Source organism: Amycolatopsis sp. cg5 (genome assembly GCF_041346955.1).
GTDB lineage: Bacteria > Actinomycetota > Actinomycetes > Mycobacteriales > Pseudonocardiaceae > Amycolatopsis.
In genome coordinates this window covers 1996645-2015832 of the sequence record NZ_CP166849.1, presented here as the reverse complement: position 1 = coordinate 2015832, position 19188 = coordinate 1996645, and the positions used below count along the sequence as shown (strand labels likewise).

The 19188-nt window shown below is 69.0% G+C and carries 12 protein-coding genes and 1 pseudogene; 3 read left to right on the top strand and 10 right to left on the bottom strand.

Annotated features, from left to right (window positions below):
- Nucleotides 1-3: 3 nt before the first annotated feature.
- Entirely contained in the window at nt 4-1386 is a 1383-nt protein-coding gene (locus tag AB5J62_RS09160) for an LVIVD repeat-containing protein (RefSeq protein ID WP_370947707.1), read from the bottom strand.
- Between the two features lie 132 nt (nt 1387-1518).
- On the opposite strand from AB5J62_RS09160, the gene AB5J62_RS09155 reads away from it, so the two are divergent.
- Nucleotides 1519-2145 carry a DUF305 domain-containing protein gene (locus tag AB5J62_RS09155; RefSeq protein WP_370947706.1) on the top strand — a complete coding sequence of 209 codons (627 nt, stop codon included), beginning with the start codon at nt 1519-1521 and terminating at the stop codon, nt 2143-2145.
- 41 nt (nt 2146-2186) lie between these two features.
- Here the strand turns inward: AB5J62_RS09155 and AB5J62_RS09150 are convergent, their stop codons facing one another.
- The 8 genes and pseudogenes from AB5J62_RS09150 to AB5J62_RS09115 form a co-directional block, all read right to left on the bottom strand.
- Nucleotides 2187-2522, bottom strand: a complete 336-nt coding sequence (locus AB5J62_RS09150; RefSeq protein ID WP_370947705.1) for a hypothetical protein — start codon at nt 2520-2522, stop codon at nt 2187-2189.
- Nucleotides 2522-3166, bottom strand: coding sequence for a hypothetical protein (locus AB5J62_RS09145; RefSeq protein WP_370947704.1), 645 nt, complete (start codon nt 3164-3166; stop codon nt 2522-2524). The genes AB5J62_RS09150 and AB5J62_RS09145 overlap by 1 nt, the downstream gene beginning before the upstream one ends.
- Complete coding sequence (locus tag AB5J62_RS09140; RefSeq protein ID WP_370947703.1) at nt 3159-3578, bottom strand: acyl-CoA thioesterase; 420 nt, start codon at nt 3576-3578, stop codon at nt 3159-3161. The genes AB5J62_RS09145 and AB5J62_RS09140 overlap by 8 nt, the downstream gene beginning before the upstream one ends.
- The gene (locus AB5J62_RS09135) at nt 3575-8536 is read right to left on the bottom strand and encodes an NAD-glutamate dehydrogenase (RefSeq protein WP_370947702.1); all 4962 of its coding nucleotides are present in this window, start codon (nt 8534-8536) and stop codon (nt 3575-3577) included. Before AB5J62_RS09135 ends, AB5J62_RS09140 begins: the two co-directional genes overlap by 4 nt.
- 163 nt (nt 8537-8699) lie before the next feature.
- Nucleotides 8700-11573, bottom strand: a complete 2874-nt coding sequence (locus AB5J62_RS09130) for a hypothetical protein (RefSeq protein WP_370947701.1) — start codon at nt 11571-11573, stop codon at nt 8700-8702.
- 74 nt (nt 11574-11647) lie between these two features.
- Nucleotides 11648-13323 (bottom strand): annotated as a pseudogene (gene ettA / locus AB5J62_RS09125) (energy-dependent translational throttle protein EttA).
- A gap of 103 nt (nt 13324-13426) precedes the next feature.
- The gene (locus AB5J62_RS09120; protein ID WP_370947700.1) at nt 13427-13900 is read right to left on the bottom strand and encodes a single-stranded DNA-binding protein; all 474 of its coding nucleotides are present in this window, start codon (nt 13898-13900) and stop codon (nt 13427-13429) included.
- A 169-nt stretch (nt 13901-14069) separates the two neighbouring features.
- On the bottom strand, nt 14070-16058 hold the full coding sequence (locus AB5J62_RS09115; protein WP_370947699.1) for a cytochrome c oxidase assembly protein: 1989 nt from the start codon (nt 16056-16058) through the stop codon (nt 14070-14072).
- Nucleotides 16059-16094: 36 nt separating this feature from the next.
- Between AB5J62_RS09115 and AB5J62_RS09110 the strand changes: the two genes are divergently transcribed.
- Nucleotides 16095-16763 (top strand): histidine phosphatase family protein, encoded by a 669-nt coding sequence (locus AB5J62_RS09110; protein WP_370947698.1) that lies wholly within the window; start codon nt 16095-16097, stop codon nt 16761-16763.
- On the opposite strand, the gene AB5J62_RS09105 is transcribed toward AB5J62_RS09110, so the two are convergent.
- Entirely contained in the window at nt 16707-17891 is a 1185-nt protein-coding gene (locus AB5J62_RS09105) for an MFS transporter (protein ID WP_370947697.1), read from the bottom strand. The genes AB5J62_RS09110 and AB5J62_RS09105 overlap by 57 nt on opposite strands.
- A 91-nt stretch (nt 17892-17982) precedes the next feature.
- Here AB5J62_RS09105 and AB5J62_RS09100 point away from each other — a divergent pair, with 91 nt between their 5' ends.
- A complete protein-coding gene (locus AB5J62_RS09100) occupies nt 17983-19062 on the top strand; it encodes a LacI family DNA-binding transcriptional regulator (RefSeq protein ID WP_370947696.1) in 1080 nt (359 codons plus the stop codon).
- Nucleotides 19063-19188 lie beyond the last annotated feature (126 nt).

The following is a 19188-nucleotide window of genomic DNA, read 5'->3' as shown; positions in this document are numbered from 1 at the left end:
GAATCAGAACAAGCCGTAGTGCGGCTGCGTCTGCGGGTTGAACTGGTTGTAGCGGTTGAGCTTCGCGGTGGCGGTGCGCCAGTCACGCAGCTCCAGCACGTCGAAGCCCTTCACGATGTCCGACGAGTAGATGTAGCCGTTGTAGTAGTACGCCGACCACGTGCCGCCGGTCGCGTTCCCGGTGGCCGAAAGCGGGCCACGCTCCCAGAACGCGATCTCCTTCGGGTGCGACGAGTCGGTGAAGTCCCACACCGAGACACCGCCCTGGTACCAGGACTGCACCATGTAGTCGCCGAACAGCGTCGGGATCAGCGAACCGTTGTGCGCCACGCAGTTCTCGTTCTCGGCCTGCAGGCGCGGGATCTTGAAGTAGGACTTGAACTCGAGCTTGCGCTTGTCGCCGCGGCCCTTGATGTCGTAGATGCCGTCGGCGCCGCGGGTGGTGCCGAACTTGGCGAGACAGGTCGCCATGCCACCGCCGCCGAGCTCGTCGGTGAAGATCACCTTCGTGCCGGCGTTGTTGAAGGTGGCGCTGTGCCAGAACGCGAAGTTCGTGTCCTGCACCCGGTCGATCACCCGCGGGTTGAGCCGGTCCTTGATGTCCCACAGCATGCCGTCACCCATGCACGCGCCCGCCATGATGTCCTTCTGCGGGTACGAGGTCAGGTCGTGGCAGCCGGTCGTCGCCGAGCGGTTGGTGCCGTCCGGGTTCGGGCCACCGGCGTTGCCGCCGTCCGGGAAGAGCACCGGCTTCGCGACCACGGCGGAGTTCTCCGGGTGGTCGACCGGCACCTTCACGATGGAGATCTTGTCGTGCGGCGGCTGGCAGTCCGGCAGGTTCGCGGCAGGCGCGTACGACGAGACGTACAGGTACAGGTCACGACTCTTGTTGTCCGGGACCAGCGTGTGCGTGTGCGAGCCACAGTCGGTCTCGACGGCGGCGACGTACTTCGGGTGGGCCAGGTCCTTGATGTTGAAGACCTTGATGCCTTCCCAAGACTCCTTGACCGAAGCCGGCTGCGCGACGCTGTTGCACGAGCTGTCGCTGCGCGAGCTGTCCGTCGACAGGAACACGAGGTCACCCGAAACCGAGACGTCGTTCTGGCCGCCGGGGCAGAGCACCTGGCTGACGATCTTCGGCCGGGCGGGGTTCTTGATGTCGTAGATCACGAAGCCGTCGTAGTTGCCGACGATCGCATGGTCCTTGGTGAACGCGATGTCCGTCCCGACCGGCGACGTGAACGGCGCCTGGTGCGGAAGGTTCGCGAGCTGACGGAGATTCGGGCTGTGCACGATCTCGTCGACACCGGGGATGGCTCCCTCGGCGGTACCGGCCGGCGCGGCGACGGCACTCGACAACGCGAGCCCGGCGACCGCGGCCGTCAAGGTGAAAATCCTGGCAAGACGACGAGCGCCCCCTGGCTTACCCACGATGTGGATCTCCTCTCAACCACCTTTGCCACCCGATTATCGGATCTTTACCCTCATGGCGGCTAGCGACTATGGGAGGGTCTCAGTATGAGAAACCGTCTCGCCGGGCTCGCGCTGCTGACCGCGGTGCTGGCCACCGGCTGTGCGGGCGCACCCGCCGAAACAGAGCCGACCGTGCCCGTCGTACTGCCGGGCAAGCCCGGCGACCAGGGCACGATCGTGCCCGGCGGTCAGGCGAAGAAGTACGAGACGAAGCCCAACCAGGCCGACATCGACTACGTCACGATGATGCTCCCGCACCACGAGCAGGCCAAGATCATGACCGACCTCGTCGCGGCCAAGTCATCGGATGAGCAGGTCCGTTCCCTCGCCGGCCGCATCGCCGTGTCCCAGGACGGCGAAGTCACGCTCATGAAGGAGTGGCTGAAGAACGCGGGCCAGCCGGTGCCCGGCCCTGGTCACGGCCATGATCACGCCGCGATGCCAGGCATGGCGACACCCGCGCAGCTCGACGCTCTGCGCGCGGCCACCGGCAAGGACTTCGAGCGGATGTTCCTCGACCTGATGATCGCGCACCACCAGGGCGCGCTGACCATGGCGGACGGCGCGCTCGCCAACGGCGTCGACCAGAAGGCCCAGGAGATGGCGCAGCACGTCGTCACCGGTCAGAGCGCCGAGATCGAGCGCATGAAAGTCATGCGAACCCGGTTCTAGAAGTCGTGAGTGGTATGGCCGGTTAGAACCGGTAATACCACTCACGACCCCCTGGTATCGGTCTCTTCGTGGAGTTCCCAGTGCTGGTCGTAGATCGGCCGGTCCGGGCCGAGTTCGGCGCGCAGCCGGGCGATCGTCTGGCGCACGGCCTCGTTGAACTTCACACAGCGCGCTTCGTCCCACAGGCCGGGGCCGCCAGGATCATCCCAGTTCAGCCAAGTGTCGTATTCCTCGACCAATCCCCACAACTCGGCACGCATCTCCGTGCTGACCGGAAGCTCGTCCAGGTCGACGAAGGAGGCCCCGTCCGCGGGGCACGGCTCGTGCCACAGAACCGTTCCGGAACCGGCGTCGAAGAAGAACCGGTAGCCAGCCATCAGAACAGCAGCGGCAGCAGGGCGTGGCGGCGCTTGAGCACGGCGCCGTAGCGCGCGTCGATGCGCAGCCAGGAGTCGGTCGCGGTCACGCGGACGACGTCGTCGGCGACCGACGCGTCGAGGAAACCCATGCCGGACAAGGCGAACAGGCAGCGCATCTGCACCTTGACCTCGACCGACTCGCCGGTCACGGTCAGCACCGCCTGATCCATCAGCGAAGCGGGCGGCGTGCCGTGCGGGCCGACGTTGTCCTTGGCGAGCGTCACGCCCTTGTCGGCGAGATCCGAGATCACGGTCGCGGGCAGTTCGTCGACCAGCTGCCAGCGCGAAGACGCGGGCAGCTCGGAGTGCCACATCATGTCCCGTGCCGGGCCGGGATCCATGACCGGGCCGCCGGCCACGGTCAGCGCGGCGAGCAGCTCGTTGCCGGAGACCGTGAGGTCCGACGGGCTGATCTCGCCGGCGACCGCGCGGGTGGCCAGCACCTCGAACGGGGTGGACACCCACGCCTCGACGACGGGCACGGCGCTGTCGGGCCGCTGGCGCAGGCGCACGAACGTGCCGCCGTCCAAGCGGACCGCGCGCGCGACGAACGCGCCGAGCGTCTCGCGGTCGGCCGCGTCGGGAATTCTGAGCTCAGGCACTACGGAGTCCCTCTTCCAGGAACGAGCGTTCCTCGTCACTGAGCCTACGTGGCCGCTCGGTGACCGTGTCGAACGGTGCCAGCACGGTTTCCGCCGTCACCGCCACCTTGTCGGCCTCGGAAGGTCCATTGTGGACGCTGTAGCCGAGCGTGAAGCTCGCGAACCTGAGCTCCTTCAAGGAAAGCTCGATCCTGATGTCCTGACCGTCCGCGATCACCGGGGCGTGGTAGTTCACCGACATCTTGACCACCACCACGCCCTTGGGCAGTTCGGTGAGACCGGCCTTGACGGCCTCACCGAACAGCAGCGGAACGCGGGCCTCTTCGAGCAGCGTCACCATCGCGGCGTGGTTGACGTGCCCGAAGACGTCCATGTCCGACCAGCGTGGCCGGACCAGTGCGACATAGGTCACCGGACGGTGCTCCGGATCTGCCTGGCCGCGACGGACAGCGTGGCCAGGTCGAGCCTGCCGGACTGCGCGATCTCCTCGAGCGCGGCACGGGCCCGGCCGATGCGCGCGGAGTTCGTGCGCTCCCACTGGGCGATCTTCTCGTCGGCCGTGTCGTCGGGCTCGCTGTGGCGCAGCGCGTCCAGCGTGATGGCACGCAGCGACGAGTAGACGTCGTCACGCAGCGAGAGCCTGGCGAGCGCGTGCCAGCGGTTGCCACGCTCCAGCGCGCTGATCGAGGTGAGCATCTGGTCGATGTTCAGGTGATCGGACAGCGCGTAGTACAGCTCGGCCGTCTCGGCCGGGGTGTGCACGGTGTCCACGCCGATCTGCTGCTCGGCCAGCTCCGCCACCTCGGTGACGTCGAGCAGGCCGTAGGTGTGCAGCAGGATCGCGACCCGGCGGGCCAGGTCGGCGGGCACGCCCTGACCGATCAGCTCGTCGATGTGGGTCTGCACGGACTCCAGCTCGCGTCCGCGCAGCAGCTCGCCCGTCTTCGGCGCGAGCTCCCCGACGACCCGGCCGAACCGGTTGATCTCGGACAGCGCGGCCAGCGGCTGCGGACGGTTGGTCAGGAACCAGCGCGCCGCGCGGTCGAGCAGGCGGCGGGTCTCCAGCATCATCGAGTCGGCGACGTCGGTGGGCACCACGTTGTCGAGCTTGTCGATCTCGTCCCAGATCGAGCGCAGGTCGTAGACCGCGTTGACCACGGCGTACGCGCGGACCGCGTCGGTGGCGGTCGCGTTCATCTCCTCGGAAAGCCGGAAGACGAACGAGATGCCCGCACCGTCGACGACCTCGTTGGCCACCTGCGTCGTGATGATCTGGCGCTGCAGCGGGTGCTCGAAGATCGCCGACTCGAAGCGCTCACGCAGCGGCTTCGGGAAGTACTCCGGCAGCCGCCTTGAGAAGACCTCGGACTCGGGCAGCTCGCTGGCGAGCAGCTCGTTCTTCAGGTCCAGCTTCGCGTGCGCGAGCAGCGTCGACAGCTCAGGCGAGGTCAGGCCCTCCTCGGCCTTCTCAAGCGCCTTGAAGTCGGAACGGCTCGGCAGCGCCTCCAGCTTGCGGTTGAACGCGCCCGCCGCTTCGAGCGCGGCAACCTGGCGTTCGTGCACCGAGAGCATCGGGCCGTTGTGCGCGCGGCTGACGCCGAGCACCGCGTTCTGGCGGTAGTTGTCGGCCAGCACGAGCGCGCCGACCTCGTCGGTCATCTCGCCGAGCAGCTCGTTGCGCTGCTCGTGGTCGAGCTCACCGGCCATCACCAGGTGGTCGAGCAGGATCTTGATGTTGACCTCGTGGTCGGAGCAGTCGACGCCGGCCGAGTTGTCGAGCGCGTCGGTGTTGATCTTGCCGCCGGTCCTGGCGAACTCGATCCGGCCGAGCTGGGTCAGGCCCAGGTTGCCGCCCTCGCCGACCACCTTCACGCGCAGCTCGTTGCCGTTGACCCGCACGGCGTCGTTGGCCTTGTCGCCCGCGTCGGCGTGGGTCTCACGCTCGGCCTTGACGTAGGTGCCGATGCCGCCGTTCCAGAGCAGTTCGACCTCGGAGAGCAGGATCGCCTTCATCAGGTCGGTCGGCGAAAGCTTCTCGACGCCTTCGTCGATGCTGAGCGCCTCGCGGACCTGCGGGGTGATCGCGATGGCCTTGGCCGAGCGCGGGTAGATCCCGCCGCCCTCGCTGATCAGCGAGCGGTCGTAGTCGTCCCACGAGGAACGCGGCAGGTTGAACAGCCGCTGCCGCTCGGCGAACGTCTTCGCCGAATCCGGGCTGGGGTCCAGGAAGATGTGCATGTGGTTGAACGCGGCCACCAGCCGGATGTGCTCCGACAGCAGCATGCCGTTGCCGAACACGTCACCGGCCATGTCGCCGATGCCGACGACGGTGAAGTCCTCGCTCTGGCTGTCCTTGCCGAGCTCGCGGAAGTGGCGCTTGACGCTCTCCCACGCGCCCTTGGCGGTGATGCCCATGGCCTTGTGGTCGTAGCCGACCGAGCCACCGGAGGCGAACGCGTCGCCGAGCCAGAAGCCGTAGTCGGCCGAGACGGAGTTCGCGATGTCGGAGAACGTCGCGGTGCCCTTGTCCGCGGCGACGACGAGGTAGCTGTCGTCGTTGTCGTAGCGGACGACGTTCGGCGCGGGCACGGTCTTGCCCTCGACCCGGTTGTCGGTCAGGTCCAGCAGACCGGAGATGAGCATCCGGTAGCAGGCGATGCCCTCCTTCTGAAAGGCGTCGCGGTCGAGACCGGGGTCACCCGTCGGCGCGGGCGGGCGCTTGACGACGAAGCCGCCCTTCGCGCCGACCGGCACGATGACCGCGTTCTTCACGGCCTGCGCCTTGACCAGGCCGAGCACCTCGGTGCGGAAGTCCTCTCGGCGGTCCGACCAGCGCAGACCACCACGCGCGACCTCGCCGAAGCGCAGGTGCACACCCTCGACGCGCGGCGAGTAGACGAAGACCTCGAACCGCGGGCGCGGCTCGGGCAGCTCCGGCACCGACTTCGGGTCCAGCTTGATCGCGAGGTACTCGCGGTTGTTCCCGTCGGCGTCGGTGACGTGGTAGTTCGTCCGCAGCGTCGCGGTGATCACCGCGAGCAGGCGGCGCAGGATGCGGTCCTCGTCGAGGCTGGTGACCTCGTCGATCATCTTCGTGATGTCCGATTCCAGCTGGGCGGCGTGCGCGACGCGCTCGTCCTCCTGGCTGGTCACGTCGAACCGCACTTCGAACAGCTTGACCAGCGCGGTCGCGATGTCGGTGTGCGCGGTGACAGCGCGCTGGATGTACTCCTGCGAGAACGGGCTCGCCGCCTGGCGCAGGTAGCGCGAATAGGCACGCAGGATCGCGGCCTGGCGCCAGCTCAGGCCCGCGCGCAGCACCAGCTCGTTGAAGCCGTCGACCTCGGCGAGGCCGCACCACGCGGCGTTGAACGCGTCCTGGAAGCGGACGCGCAGGTCGCCTTCCTTGCCCGCCTCGATCTGCTCCAGCACGTTCGGCGCGATCCGCAGGCCGAAGTCGTAGATCCAGGAGCGCTTGCCGTCCTCACGGCGCAGCTCGTACGGACGCTCGTCGACGACCTCGACACCCATCCGCTGCAGCACCGGCAGCACCTTCGACAGGGTCACGCCCTCGCCGAGCAGGTACAGCTTGAAGCGCCGCTCCCCCGGCTCGGCGTCGGCAGGCACGTAGAACGACATGGAGAGATCGCCGTCGCCGGACAGCGCGTCGAGCTGACGGAGGTCGGCGAGCGCGTCGGCCGCCTCGAAGTCCTCCTTGTAGCCCTCCGGGAACACCCCGGCGAAGCGCTGGCCCTGGTCGGTGGCCGACTCCTCGCTGAAGTTGTTCGGCTCGGAACGCTCGCGGCGCTCGTTCAGGATCGCCTCGACCATGAAGTCGTCCCAGCTGCGGACAGCGGTGTTCAGGCGTTCCTGGATGTGGGCGGTGTCCGGCTCGATCCGGCGCGTCGGGTCGGTGTGCACCACGAAGTGGACCTGCGCGAGCACCGTCTCGCCGATGCGGGCGCTGTACTCGAGCTGGGTGCCTTCGAGCTCCTCGACCAGCACTTCCTGCATCGCCAGGCGCGAGCGCGTGGTGTAGCGGTCACGCGGCAGGAAGACCAGGCAGGAGTAGAAGCGGCCGTACGGGTCGCGGCGCAGGAACAGCCGCAGCCTGCGGCGGTCCGACAGCGTGATCGCGCCGGTCGTGGTCGCGTAGAGCGAGTCGGTGTCGGCGGAGAACAGGTCGGCGCGCGGCCAGTTCTGCAGCACCTCGAGCATGCGCTGCCCGGAGAACGACTCCATCGGGAAGCCGGCGCGGTGGATGACCTGGCGGACGCGGTTGCACACGACCGGGATGTCCAGGACGTTCTCGTGGAGCGCGGTGGTGGTGAACATGCCCAGGAAGCGGTGCTCACCGGTCACGTTGCCGTCCGCGTCGAACGTCTTGACGCCCACGTAGTACGGGTAGATCGGGCGGTGCACCGTCGACGGCGCGCTGGCCTGCGTGAGCACCAGCAGCGTCGGCGCGAGCGCGCTCACGGCCGTGTCCGGCCCGGCGGTCAGGCCGCGCGCGGCGAGCGAGTCCTGGCGCAGCACGCCGAGCCCGGAGGCGAGCACGGCACGCAGCGCGGGTTCCTCGGCCTCGGGGTGCGGGTTGTCGATCAGCTCGTAGCGGCGGTAGCCGAGGAACGTGAAGTGCCCGTCGGCGAGCCAGCGGAGCAGCTTGGCGCCCTCGACGACCTCGTTCTCGGGCAGCGACGGCGGGGTGGTTTCGAGCTCTTCGGCGAGCTGACGGGCCTGCTCGGCCATCTTCTCGGCGTCCTCGACGACCTCGCGGACGTCACCCAGCACGCTGGAGAGCCGGTTGTCGAGCTCGCGGGCCCGGTTCGGGTCGGTGATGAGGTCGATCTCGACGTACATCCACGACTCGGTGTCCGCGCCCTCGGGCGGGTCGGCGGCGTCGGCGGTCGGGTAGACCTCCTTGAGGTCACCGGTCAGCTCCCGGCTGACGACCACGATCGGGTGAACAATGCGGTGGACCTGCACCCCGTCGCGCGCGAACTCGGCGGCGACCGAGTCGACCAGGTACGGCATGTCGTCGGTGACGACCTGCACGACCGTGGCCTCCCGCGTCCAGCCGTCCTCGGCGGTGGTCGGGTTGAGCAGGCGGACCGCCGGGCGGCCCGGCATCCGGTGCTGGGCCAGCTGCAGGTGCGACCGCACCGCGCCGACCAGATCGACCGGGTCGTCGCCGAGCACCTCTTCGGCGGGGATGTGGCGGTAGTACAGGCGGATCAGCTCACCGATCTCCGGTGCCAACGCGGCCGCGGCGTCGATCAGCTCATCCCTGGTCTGTTCCGGACTCGTCGTCGGGCGAGTGGCGCTTTCGACGCCTGGACCGGTAGGGGACGAGACTCCCGTCGAGCTCATTGAGCAACTCTCCACTGTGCGTGATTGACACCGTTCCGGCACGGCGATGTGCCGGACGAACTCCACCCTAGTGCGCGAGGTGGAGCGGTCTGCAAAAGACCGGGAAGTTACTCGATCACATCGGAAAGCTTTCCTGCGCAAGGAAAACGCGGAATCGGTTTAGTTACTCACCAGTTCGGTGACGGGTGCCGTCATAGGCTTCGCCGTTCGCGCGGTGCCCGTTCACCGGGCGTGGCGAACTGTCACGTTGCGACCCCAGTTGCTTGACCAGGGCGGCGGCGCTCGCGGTGCCCGCCTGATGCTCGGCGAGTGCCCGCGCGAGGAGATCGGCGAGACCGGCGTCGGCCGGTGGCTCGTCGGCCGCGATGGCCTTGGCGTAGCTGTTGTCACCGAAAGGTTCCGACGTCGGCGTCCAGCTGTCCGCGTCGAACGGATCCAGCGCGGGCGGCATCTTCAGCCGCGGCAGCCACGGCCCGGTCGTGTCTTCGGGGTACGACGGGGTCTCGACGGGCTCGGGTTTCGGCTCGGGCTTCGGTTCAGGACGGGGCTCCGGCCGTGACGGCTCCACCGCGGTGTCGGCCACCGGCTCGTACCGCTCGGGCGTACCCGGCGACGGCTCCTCCGACGGCGCGCGCCGCCGCCCACCCCCGCTGGACGAAATGCCCAGCCGGTCCAAAACGGACTTGGCGGCCACCGAACCGTGTTCGGAGTCGTGCCGTGTGGTCCTGGCAGCGGGCACGGACGGCTTGTCCCACGACCGCTCGTTGTTCTCCCAGCGCGGCTCCGCCGGTTCCGGCACCCGATGCGCGGTTTCGCTCGCGGCGGCGTCCCGGCTCACCCGCGGCGCGGGCTCGTCGGCAGGCGCGGGGGCGAGTGGGATGTCCGGGAAATCGGGCAGCGGCGGCAGCACCGGCGGCCGGATCGAAACCCGCGTCCACGAACTCTCGTCGGGCTTCGACTCCGGCTCAGGCTCACGAGCGGGCTCGGGCGCCCACTTGGCCTCGACCTCGCGGCCGTTCCCGTATTCGTTCGCCCAGCGAGGCTCGGGCTCACGGTCCGACTCGGGACTCCAGTCAGGACCGCGTACCTGCCGAGGCGCGACTTCCCGCGCCCACGGCGGCTTCGACTCGTTCGCGGCCGCCTGCTCCCGCCGCCAGTCCGGCTCGGACTCAGCCTGCCGCGGTTCGGTCTCACGCCGCGTGCCGGACGCAAGCCACGCGTCGGCTTCACGCCGCAGCTCTGCCTCGCGACGCGCCTCAGCCTCACGCTTTGCTTCAGCTTCACGCCTTGCCTCGGCATCGCGCAGCATGTCGGCTTCGAGACGCGCGGCCGCTGCCTCAGCCTCACGACGCGCGGCCGCGGCTCGGGCTTCTGCCTCAGCCCGCGCCTCCGCTTCACGCCGTGCCTCAGCCTCACGGCGCGCTTCTGCTTCACGGCGTGCTTCGGCCTCACGGCGCGCTTCAGCCTCGCGCCGCGCTTCGGCCTCACGCCGCAACTCAGCCTCACGCTGCGCCTCGGCCTCACGACGCTTGTCGGCTTCACGCTGCGCTTCAGCCTCTCGCCGTGCCTCGGCTTCACGTCGCGCAGCCGCCGCCTCAGCCTCGCGGCGTGCTTCGGTTTCACGGCGCGCTTCAGCCTCGCGGCGCATTTCGGCTTCACGCCGCAACTCGGCTTCACGCTGCACGTCAGCGTCGTACCGCGGCCCGGTTTCGCGCTGGGCCACGGCTTCGCGCCGCGTCTCGGGCTCGCTTTCCCGAGTCCACCGCGACTCCGACTCCCACGCGTACGCCGACTTCGGCTCGTCTGCACGTCCCTGCCTGACCGGCTCGGTTTCCCGTGCCTGGTCGCGCGTGGACCGAGCGGCAGCACCGCGCACCGCGGGCGAGAGCAACTCGTCGAGTTCGACCGGCGCCAGCTCCCCCGCGCCGAACTGGCCGGAAAGCAACGCGCACGCCTGCCGCCGCGCCCGCACGTAGAGGTGCTCGGCCGCACGCGACCGGTGCAGGCAGTCGATCGCCTCGCTCGGGTTGCCGAGACGTTCCTCGACCTGCGCGAGTTCGAGCCACAGCCGCGCGGTCAGCGCGTGCAGGCCGTGCCTGTCCGTGCTGTAGACGGCTTCCCGCATCAACGTCGTCGCCGCTTCGCTGGAACCCGAAGGCAGGAACACCCGCGTCGCGATGGCCAGCTTCAGCCATCCCGAAGGCGCCACGGCCGCGGCCCGCATCGGAGCGTCGAGCAGCGGCTGCGCGACCTCGAGCGCCATGTCGACGTCGCCGCGGTCGAGCAGCGTGCACACCAGCTGCAGGGTCAGCCTGATCCGCACCAGGCCGCCGTCGTCGTCCGGCCGGTGCAACCGCTCCAGGTAACCCAGCCCGGTCCGCGCGGCGTCCGCGGCGGCCGTCAGGTCACCGTGGCGCCGCCGGTGCGCCGAGATGCCGACGCGCACCAAGCCACGCAACAGCCAGCGCGTGTCCGCGTCGAGCGTCTCGTCCGACGTGCAGAGCCTGTCCGCCTCAACCAGCACCCGGTCCAGCTCGGCTTTACGGCCGAACTGCGCCAGGCAGCCGACGAGATGCGACAAGGCCGCTGCCCGATGCGCCGCCGTCAGGTCCGGGTCGGCCAGCACCGGTCTCAACGCGACGAGCCCGGTCAGCGGCGCGCCGACACTGCGCGCGCAGACGGCCAGGTCGATCCGCAGCCGGGCCGCGATCGCCGAATAGCCCGCGTGCTCGGCCGCGTGCAACGCCGCGACCGCGCGGCCGACCGTGGCCGCCCGCTCGCCGAGCCGCACCTTGGCCGAAACGACCTGGCTCTCCGCCCGGATCCACAGCTCGTCCGAACCGGCGGCCTCGGCCAAGGCCGCGGCACGCTCACCGAAGACCAGCATCAGCTCCGGCGCACGCAGGTACAGCGCGTCCGCCTGCTCGACGAGCCGCCGAACCGGTTCCAGTGACCCACCCGGGGTAGCCGCAGCCCACCCCCGCGCCGGGGACTCGGCGTAGGGATGTGATGGAACCTGCTTGCTGCTGGCTACCACGGGGGACTCCGCTCGATCTGCGAACTAGGGGCGTGCTCGCTCAGCTGTGTTGAGCCTAAAGGCAGGCACTGTCACTAGTCGCGCGTCAGCTTGCGGTGCGTCACCCGGTGCGGCCGGGCGGCTTCGGCGCCGAGACGTTCGATCTTGTTCTTCTCGTAGCCTTCGAAGTTCCCTTCGAACCAGAACCACTTCGACGGGTCCTCGTCGGTGCCTTCCCACGCGAGGATGTGGGTCGCCACCCGGTCGAGGAACCACCGGTCGTGCGAGATGACCACGGCGCAGCCGGGGAACTGTTCGAGCGCGTTCTCCAGCGAGCCGAGCGTTTCGACGTCCAGGTCGTTCGTCGGTTCGTCGAGCAGGATCAGGTTTCCACCCTGCTTGAGGGTCAGCGCCAGGTTCAGCCGGTTGCGCTCGCCGCCGGAGAGCACGCCCGCCGGCTTCTGCTGGTCCGGGCCCTTGAAGCCGAACGCGGAGACGTAGGCACGCGAGGGCATTTCGACCTGCCCGACGTGGATGTAGTCCAGCTTGTCAGAAACCACCTCCCATACCGTCTTGGCCGGGTCGATACCGCCCCGGTTCTGGTCCACATAGGACAGTTTGACCGTCTCACCGATCTTGACCTTGCCGTCGTCCGGCTCCTCGAGCCCGACGATGGTCTTGAACAGCGTCGTCTTGCCGACACCGTTCGGCCCGATGACACCGACGATGCCGTTGCGCGGCAGGTCGAACGAGAGCCCTTCGATCAGCACCCGGTCGTCGAAACCCTTGCGCAGCTTCTCGACCTCGACGACCACGTTGCCCAGCCGGGGCCCGGCGGGATCTGGATCTCTTCGAAGTCGAGCTTGCGGTGCTTGTCCGCCTCCGCGGCCATCTCCTCGTAGCGGTCCAGCCGGGACCGCGACTTGGTCTGGCGCGCCTTGGCGTTCGACCGCACCCATTCCAGCTCGGTCTTCAACCGCTTCGCGAGCTTCGCGTCCTTCTTGCCCTGGATGGCGAGACGCTCGCCCTTCTTCTCCAGGTACGTCGAGTAGTTGCCTTCGTAGCCGACCACGTGACCACGGTCGAGTTCCATGATCCACTGGGCGACGTTGTCGAGGAAGTACCGGTCGTGGGTGACGGCGAGAACGGCACCGGCGTAGCGCGCCAGGAACTGTTCCAGCCACAGCACGCTTTCGGCGTCCAAATGGTTGGTGGGCTCGTCGAGCAGCAGCAGGTCGGGAGCCGACAGCAGCAGCTTGCACAGCGCGACCCGGCGGCGCTCACCACCGGAGAGGTGGGTGACCGGCTCGTCGGCGGGCGGGCAGCGGAGCGCGTCCATCGCCTGCTCGAGCGTCGAGTCGATCTCCCAGGCGTCGGCGTGGTCCAGCTCCTCCTGGAGCTGGCCCATCTCCTCCATGAGCTCGTCGCTGTAGTCGGTCGCCATCAGCTCGGCGATCTCGTTGTACCGGTCGAGCTTGACCTTGATCTCGCCGAGGCCTTCCTCGACGTTCCCGCGGACCGTCTTCTCCTCGTTGAGCTCCGGCTCCTGCATGAGGATGCCGACGGTCGCGCCCGGCTGGATGAAGGCTTCGCCGTTGCTGGCCTGCTCGATCCCCGCCATGATCTTGAGCACGGTGGACTTACCGGCGCCGTTCGGTCCCACCACGCCGATCTTGGCGCCGGGATAGAACGCGGTGCTGACGTCGTCGAGGATGACCTTGTCCCCGACGGTCTTGCGCACCTTTTTCATGGTGTAGATGTACTCGGCCATACGAGCGATCGTAGTTCGGCCGCACCAGGCACTTGACGGCGCTCCCCTCACCTTCGCCGATCCGCGCCGTCCGTCATCGCGTGACGGCGCGCTCACGGCCCGTTCACGGTGAGGCCGCCGTCACTCTCGTGCCCATCCTGACGAGCGGATTCTCCTTTCTCGGGGCCGCGGCCGGTCGCCAGTCGAGGAACTCCGGCTGCTCCGCCGGGCGCGGCGGCGTCCGGCGCGTGAGCACGGCGGTGCACCGGTTGAGGTCGGGCGCGACGACCGAGGCCTCAAGCTCAGGTATAGCGCTAGGTTCCCCGCCGTCGCCCGCCCCGCCGTTCGACATCCGGCCGGTGACGATCACCGGGTCGCCGCGGGAGATCGAGCTGAACACGGACTCGCCCAGTCTCCGCCAGCACACCACCCGTACCGACAGGGTCCGGCCGTCGACCCACAGGCCGCTCTCCCGATCCCGGCGCCTTTCCTTGCTGCGCATCCAGAAACTGACCACGTCGCGCCCGTCGCGCGTTTGCCTGACCAGGTCGCTGACCACGTTGCCGACCACCGTGACCGTGGTTTCGCCGATCGCCATCGTCCTCACCTTTCGCAGTGCCGGGACGTCGTGTCCCGGGCCTGCGACCAGCTTCCCGCCGATTCGGGGGCCGGTGACGGCGCCAGCGGAAATCTGTGGACAAAGTGCGGCGATGTGGACAACTCGGCCGGGCCTGGCCCGATCCGAGCGGAATTGTCGGTGCCTTCGGCTAAGATCCCTTGCCCTTGTCCGCGAGCTGCTTGAGCATCGCGTTGTAGGCGTTGAGGTCCTCGTCGCCGGTCGCCGCCTCCCTGCGGTCCTTGCGCTTCGCCTCCCGCTCGTCCGCGCGTGCCCACTGCACCAGCAGCGCGACCAGCACCAGCAGCACCGGGATCTCGCCCGCCGCCCAGGCGATGCCGCCGCCGAGACGCTGCTCGACCAGCAGGTCACCGACCCACGGCAGCTTGAGCGAGCGGTAGAAGGACTCCCCGATGACCGTCTGCATGTTCATCAGGATCACGCCGAAGAACGCGTGGAACGGCATGGCCGCGAACATCATCCCGAGCTTGCCCAGCGCCGGGATCCGGCGCGGCGCCGGGTCGACGCCGATCACCGGCCAGTAGAAGAGGTAACCCACCAGCAGGAAATGCGCGTTCATCGCGAGGTGCGCCCAGTGGTAGTTGAGCGCGGAGTCGAACAGTCCGGAGAAATACAGTCCGTAGAACGACCCGACGAACAGCAGCAGAGCGACCACCGGATGGGTGAGGAACCGCGAAACCGGCGAGTGCACGAACGCGAGGAGCCACTCGCGCGGCCCCGGCGGGGCCTCCTTGCCCGCCGCCGGCAGCGCGCGCAGCGCGAGCGTCACCGGGCCGCCGAGCACGAACAGCACCGGCGCGACCATCGACAGCAGCATGTGGCTGCCCATGTGGACGCTGAACATGGCGGGCGAGTACAGCCCGATCCCCGACGAAGTCGCGATCAGCAGCACGAAACAACCCGAGAGCCACGCCACCGTCCGGCCGACCGGCCACGCGTCACCGCGAGCGCGCAGCCGCCGCACACCCGCCAGGTACAGCGCCGCGAGCACCAGCGCGAGCGACCCGTACACCAGGTCGAACCGCCAGTCGAAGAGCAGCCTGCCCACCGTCGGCGCGGCTTCGAGCGGGTAGCCGATGAGGAGCTCGGTGTTGGTCGGATAGCTCGTCTGAGGCGGCGGCGGAGTCTTCGCCAGCGCCGACGCGAGCCCGATCGTCACGAACATGACGACCACTTCGACCGCGGCGAGCCGCAGCAGCGTGGCTCCGTTTTCGACGACCTCGCGAACCCCGCGCTGACGCTGCTGGTGACCGAAGACCCCGAGCAGCAGCAACGCGACGGTCTTCGCCACGACCAGCAGCCCGTAGTCCGTGGTGAACAGGTCGGACGGCGCGATGCGGACCAGCGCGTTGACCACGCCGGAGATCGCCATGACGATCCAGCACACCAGCGCGAGCTTCGAGAATCGCTGCGCCGCGAGCGGCAGCCCGGCGCCGCGTCGCCAGCCCAGCGCGAGCAACGCGATCAGGCCACCGACCCACAACGCGGCGCCGACCAGGTGGAACAGCAGGCTGTTGGTGGCCATGTCATGCGAACCGCCGCTGGCCGAGTGCCCGGTCACGGCGACCGGGATCAGCCCGCCGACGGCCAGGAAGAACAGTGCCGCCGTCCAGCCCCACGACAGCACGAGACGGCAGCCGAGCGCGATCAGCAGCGCGATCAGCGCCGTGTACAGCCAGGCCTTCGGCTGCTCGATGGCGTCGACCAGGTCGATCAGTGTCTGCGGCGAGAACATCTCCGTGATCGGCTTGCCCGCCCCGTCCGCTGCGCTGAACAGGATCGACGCGGTGGCGGCCGCACACCAGAACCAGGCGGCGATCCCCGCCGTCCGCAACGCCGCGTATCCGCTCGGCGCGAGCGTGCCGGAGGACTGCGGCGGCACCAGGAAAGCCGCCATGAGCAGGGATCCGATGCACACCACCGAAGCCGCTTCCGCGAACACGCGCACCACCGTCACGCCGTAGCGGGTGACGAGGCCGGGATCGGTCAGTCCGGTGATGACGGATCCGGCGCCGCCGGTCAGCGCGATCAGGCCGACGGCCACCACCGCGGCGATGACCACACCGACCGAGAGCAACGGCAGCACGCTGACTTTGCGCTGGGGGGTTTCAGCAGACACGTCAACGAGGGTATGCCCGAGGGGTTAGATACCGGTGTGCGGATCATCCTGCTGCGGCATGCCGAGTCACTGGGCAACGTCGACGAACTCGCTTACACCCGGATACCCGACCACGCGCTGCCGTTGACCGAAGCCGGTCGTGAGCAGGCTCGCGAGGCCGGTCCGGTGCTTAAGGACCTGCTAAACGGCGAGAAGGTCGCCGTGTACGTCAGTCCTTATCAGCGCACGAAGGAGACACTGCGGCTGCTCGATCTCGACAGCGCATGTGAGCGAATCGTCCCTGAGCCACGCCTGCGCGAACAAGACTGGGGCAACCTGCAGGACCCGCTCGACCAGGAAGTCCAGAAGCAGCGGCGGCATGAGTTCGGCCACTTCTTCTACCGGCTGCCGTTCGGCGAGTCGGGCGCGGACGTCGACGACCGGGTCGCGGCCTTCCTCAGCGAGCTGAACTCCGCGGGTGACGGTCACCCCGAGACGACGCTGATCGTGTCGCACGGGCTGACCATCCGCCTGCTCTGCCGCCGGTTGTTCGGCTGGAGCGTCGAGCTGTTCGAGTCACTGTCCAATCCGGACACCTGCGAAGTGCGCGTGCTCGAACGGACGGCCGCCGGGTGGGCGCTGGACCGTCCGTTCGAGCAATGGCGTGCGTCACCCGACGGGCAGGTGCAGGGCCCGTTCGCGCAGCCTGGCCCGGTGCGCGAGTAGCGCGGCAGGCGCGATGCAGGCGCCGACCAGGCCGATCACGACGAAGGACACCGACAGCGACGTGAGCTCGGCGATGGCTCCGATCGCGGGAGGACCGGCGAGGAAGCCCGTGTAGGCGATGCCGGTGACGAAGGCGATCTCGCGTTCGCCACCGCTGCCGTCGGAACGCTTGCCCGCTTCGCCTGCCAGGCTGAGCGCGATGGGGAACGAGCTGGCCAGTCCCAGGCCGGCGAGCGCGAACCCGGGGTACGCGACCCAGGCGACCGGCACGAGCGCGGCCGCGAGCAGACCGACGCCCGCGATCGCGGCGCCCAGCGCGAGCGTCTTGGTGGGGCCGAAGAGCCGTTGCAGCCAAGCGCCGCCGAGCCTGGCGGCGATCATCGTCACCGAGAAGGCGGAGAACGCCAGCGCGGCCGCTCCTTCGGTCATGCCGTGCACCTTGACCAGCAGCATCGCCGACCAGTCCGCGGTCGCGCCTTCCGCGATGGCCGAGCAGAGCGCGACGCCGGCCAGCAGCCAGAGCGCGATGCGGCGGAACGGGATCGCACCGCCTGCCGCGGGCGGTTCGGCCGACTGCAGCTGAGACTCGCCGGGCACCCAGCGCAGCACGGCGGCGAGGATCGCCAGCTCGACGACCGCGACGATGGTCAGATGCGGCGCGAGGTCGAGGCCGTGCGCCGCGGCGAACGCCGAGCCGCCCGAACCGACCAGGCCGCCGAGGCTGAACCCGGCGTGGAAGACCGGCATGATCGCGCGCCCGGTCCGCCGCTCGACCAGCACCGCGCCCATGTTCATGGCGACGTCGACCAGCCCGACGCCGATGCCGAGCGCGAACAGCACCAGCCAGACCAGCGGCACGGTGCCCACCACGCCCAGCAGGATCGGGATGGCCGCGCTCGCCGCGCCGGCGATGATCATGACGCCGCGCGCGCCGATCCAGGCCATCAACCTGGCCGAGAACGTCGTGGACACCACCATCCCGAAGCTCGCGCCGAGCAGTGCGAGCCCGATGGCACCGGGGCCGGCGTGCACCTGATCAGCCAGCGCCGGAACGCGCGTGGCCCATGAACCGTAGACGCCGCCGTTCAACGCGAACACGACGAAAACCGCTATCTTCTGCCGATCCAAGCCCGTGCTCCCTCCAGTTGACACCCTTGCCCCAGAATGACTGAAGCGCTTCAGTAAGTCCACCTGTTTTCGCTCGCACTAGACTTGCGCGGTGACCAGCCCCCGACGTCGTCGTCCGACGCTCGACGACGTCGCAGAGGCCGTCGGCGTCTCGCGGGCGACGGTGTCCAACGCCTACAACCGGCCGGACCAACTGTCCGCCGTCCTGCGCGAAGAGGTGCTCAAGGCGGCCAAGAAGCTCGGTTACACGGGCCCGAATCCGACCGCGCGCAGCCTCGCCACCAGCCGCACCGGAGCGGTCGCGTTCATGCTCGACGCGGGCCTTTCGGCGGCGTTTTCCGACCCTGCGCTTTCGGTCACACTCGACGCCCTCGCGACGGCGATCGACCCGAGGGGGCACGCGCTGCTGATGCTGCCCGGCGAGGAAGGCGGCCCGCGCGCGGACCGGATCCTGACCGCGCAGGCGGACGTGGCCGTCGCGTATTCGCTAGCCGACGACGCGCCCGCGTTGCGCGCGGTCCGCGACCGGGGGCTGCCGCTCGTCGTCATCGACCAGCCGTTCGCGCGCGGCGCGGCCAGGGTGAGCGTCGACGACCGCGCGGGCGCGGCGGCCGCCGCGAAGCATCTGCTCGCACTCGGGCATCGGCGGTTCGGGATCATGTCCGCGCAGTGCCTGGCCGCGCCGCGTGGCGGCGAGATGACCGTCGAAACGGCTCTGAACAGCCGATACCGGGACAATCGCGAGCGGCTTTCCGGTTATCTGGACACGCTGTCCGAGGCGGGCGTCCCGGCGTCGGACGTGGCGATCTGGGAGACCTCGGGACTGTCCATCGAGGACGCGACGCCCGGCGCGTGGGGCCTGCTGGACCGGCCGAACCCGCCGACGGCCCTGCTGTGCATGTCCGACCAGCTGGCGCTGGCCGCGGTGAGTGTCGGCAGGCAGCTCGGCCTCGAGGTGCCGCGAGACCTGTCCATCGTCGGTTTCGATGACGCGCCGCCCGCGCGCTGGTCGTCGCCGCCGCTGACCACGGTCCGCCAGGACCTGGTCGGCAAAGGCCGCATAGCGGGCGAACTCGTGCTGCGGTTGCTGGCAGGCGAACGGCCGCCGCCGCCCACGACACTGCCGGTGGAGCTGATCGTGCGTGACTCGACCGGCCCTAGCACTCACTAACACGTTCCTCAATAGGCGTTTCGCGATCTGTGGACAACCGGGTTAACTGAAACTACTTATCCACAGAAGTAGAAATGCGGGCTGACATTCCCCTCCCGCCGGGTCATCGTGGAATCACGACATTCA

Bases quoted from the DNA above. Each gene is read 5' to 3' on its own strand.
- AB5J62_RS09155 (WP_370947706.1), top strand. From the start codon at position 1,519: ATGAGAAACCGTCTCGCCGGGCTCGCGCTGCTGACCGCGGTGCTGGCC.
- AB5J62_RS09135 (WP_370947702.1), bottom strand. From the start codon at position 8,536: ATGAGCTCGACGGGAGTCTCGTCCCCTACCGGTCCAGGCGTCGAAAGC.
- AB5J62_RS09150 (WP_370947705.1), bottom strand. From the start codon at position 2,522: ATGGCTGGCTACCGGTTCTTCTTCGACGCCGGTTCCGGAACGGTTCTG.
- AB5J62_RS09120 (WP_370947700.1), bottom strand. From the start codon at position 13,900: ATGGCGATCGGCGAAACCACGGTCACGGTGGTCGGCAACGTGGTCAGC.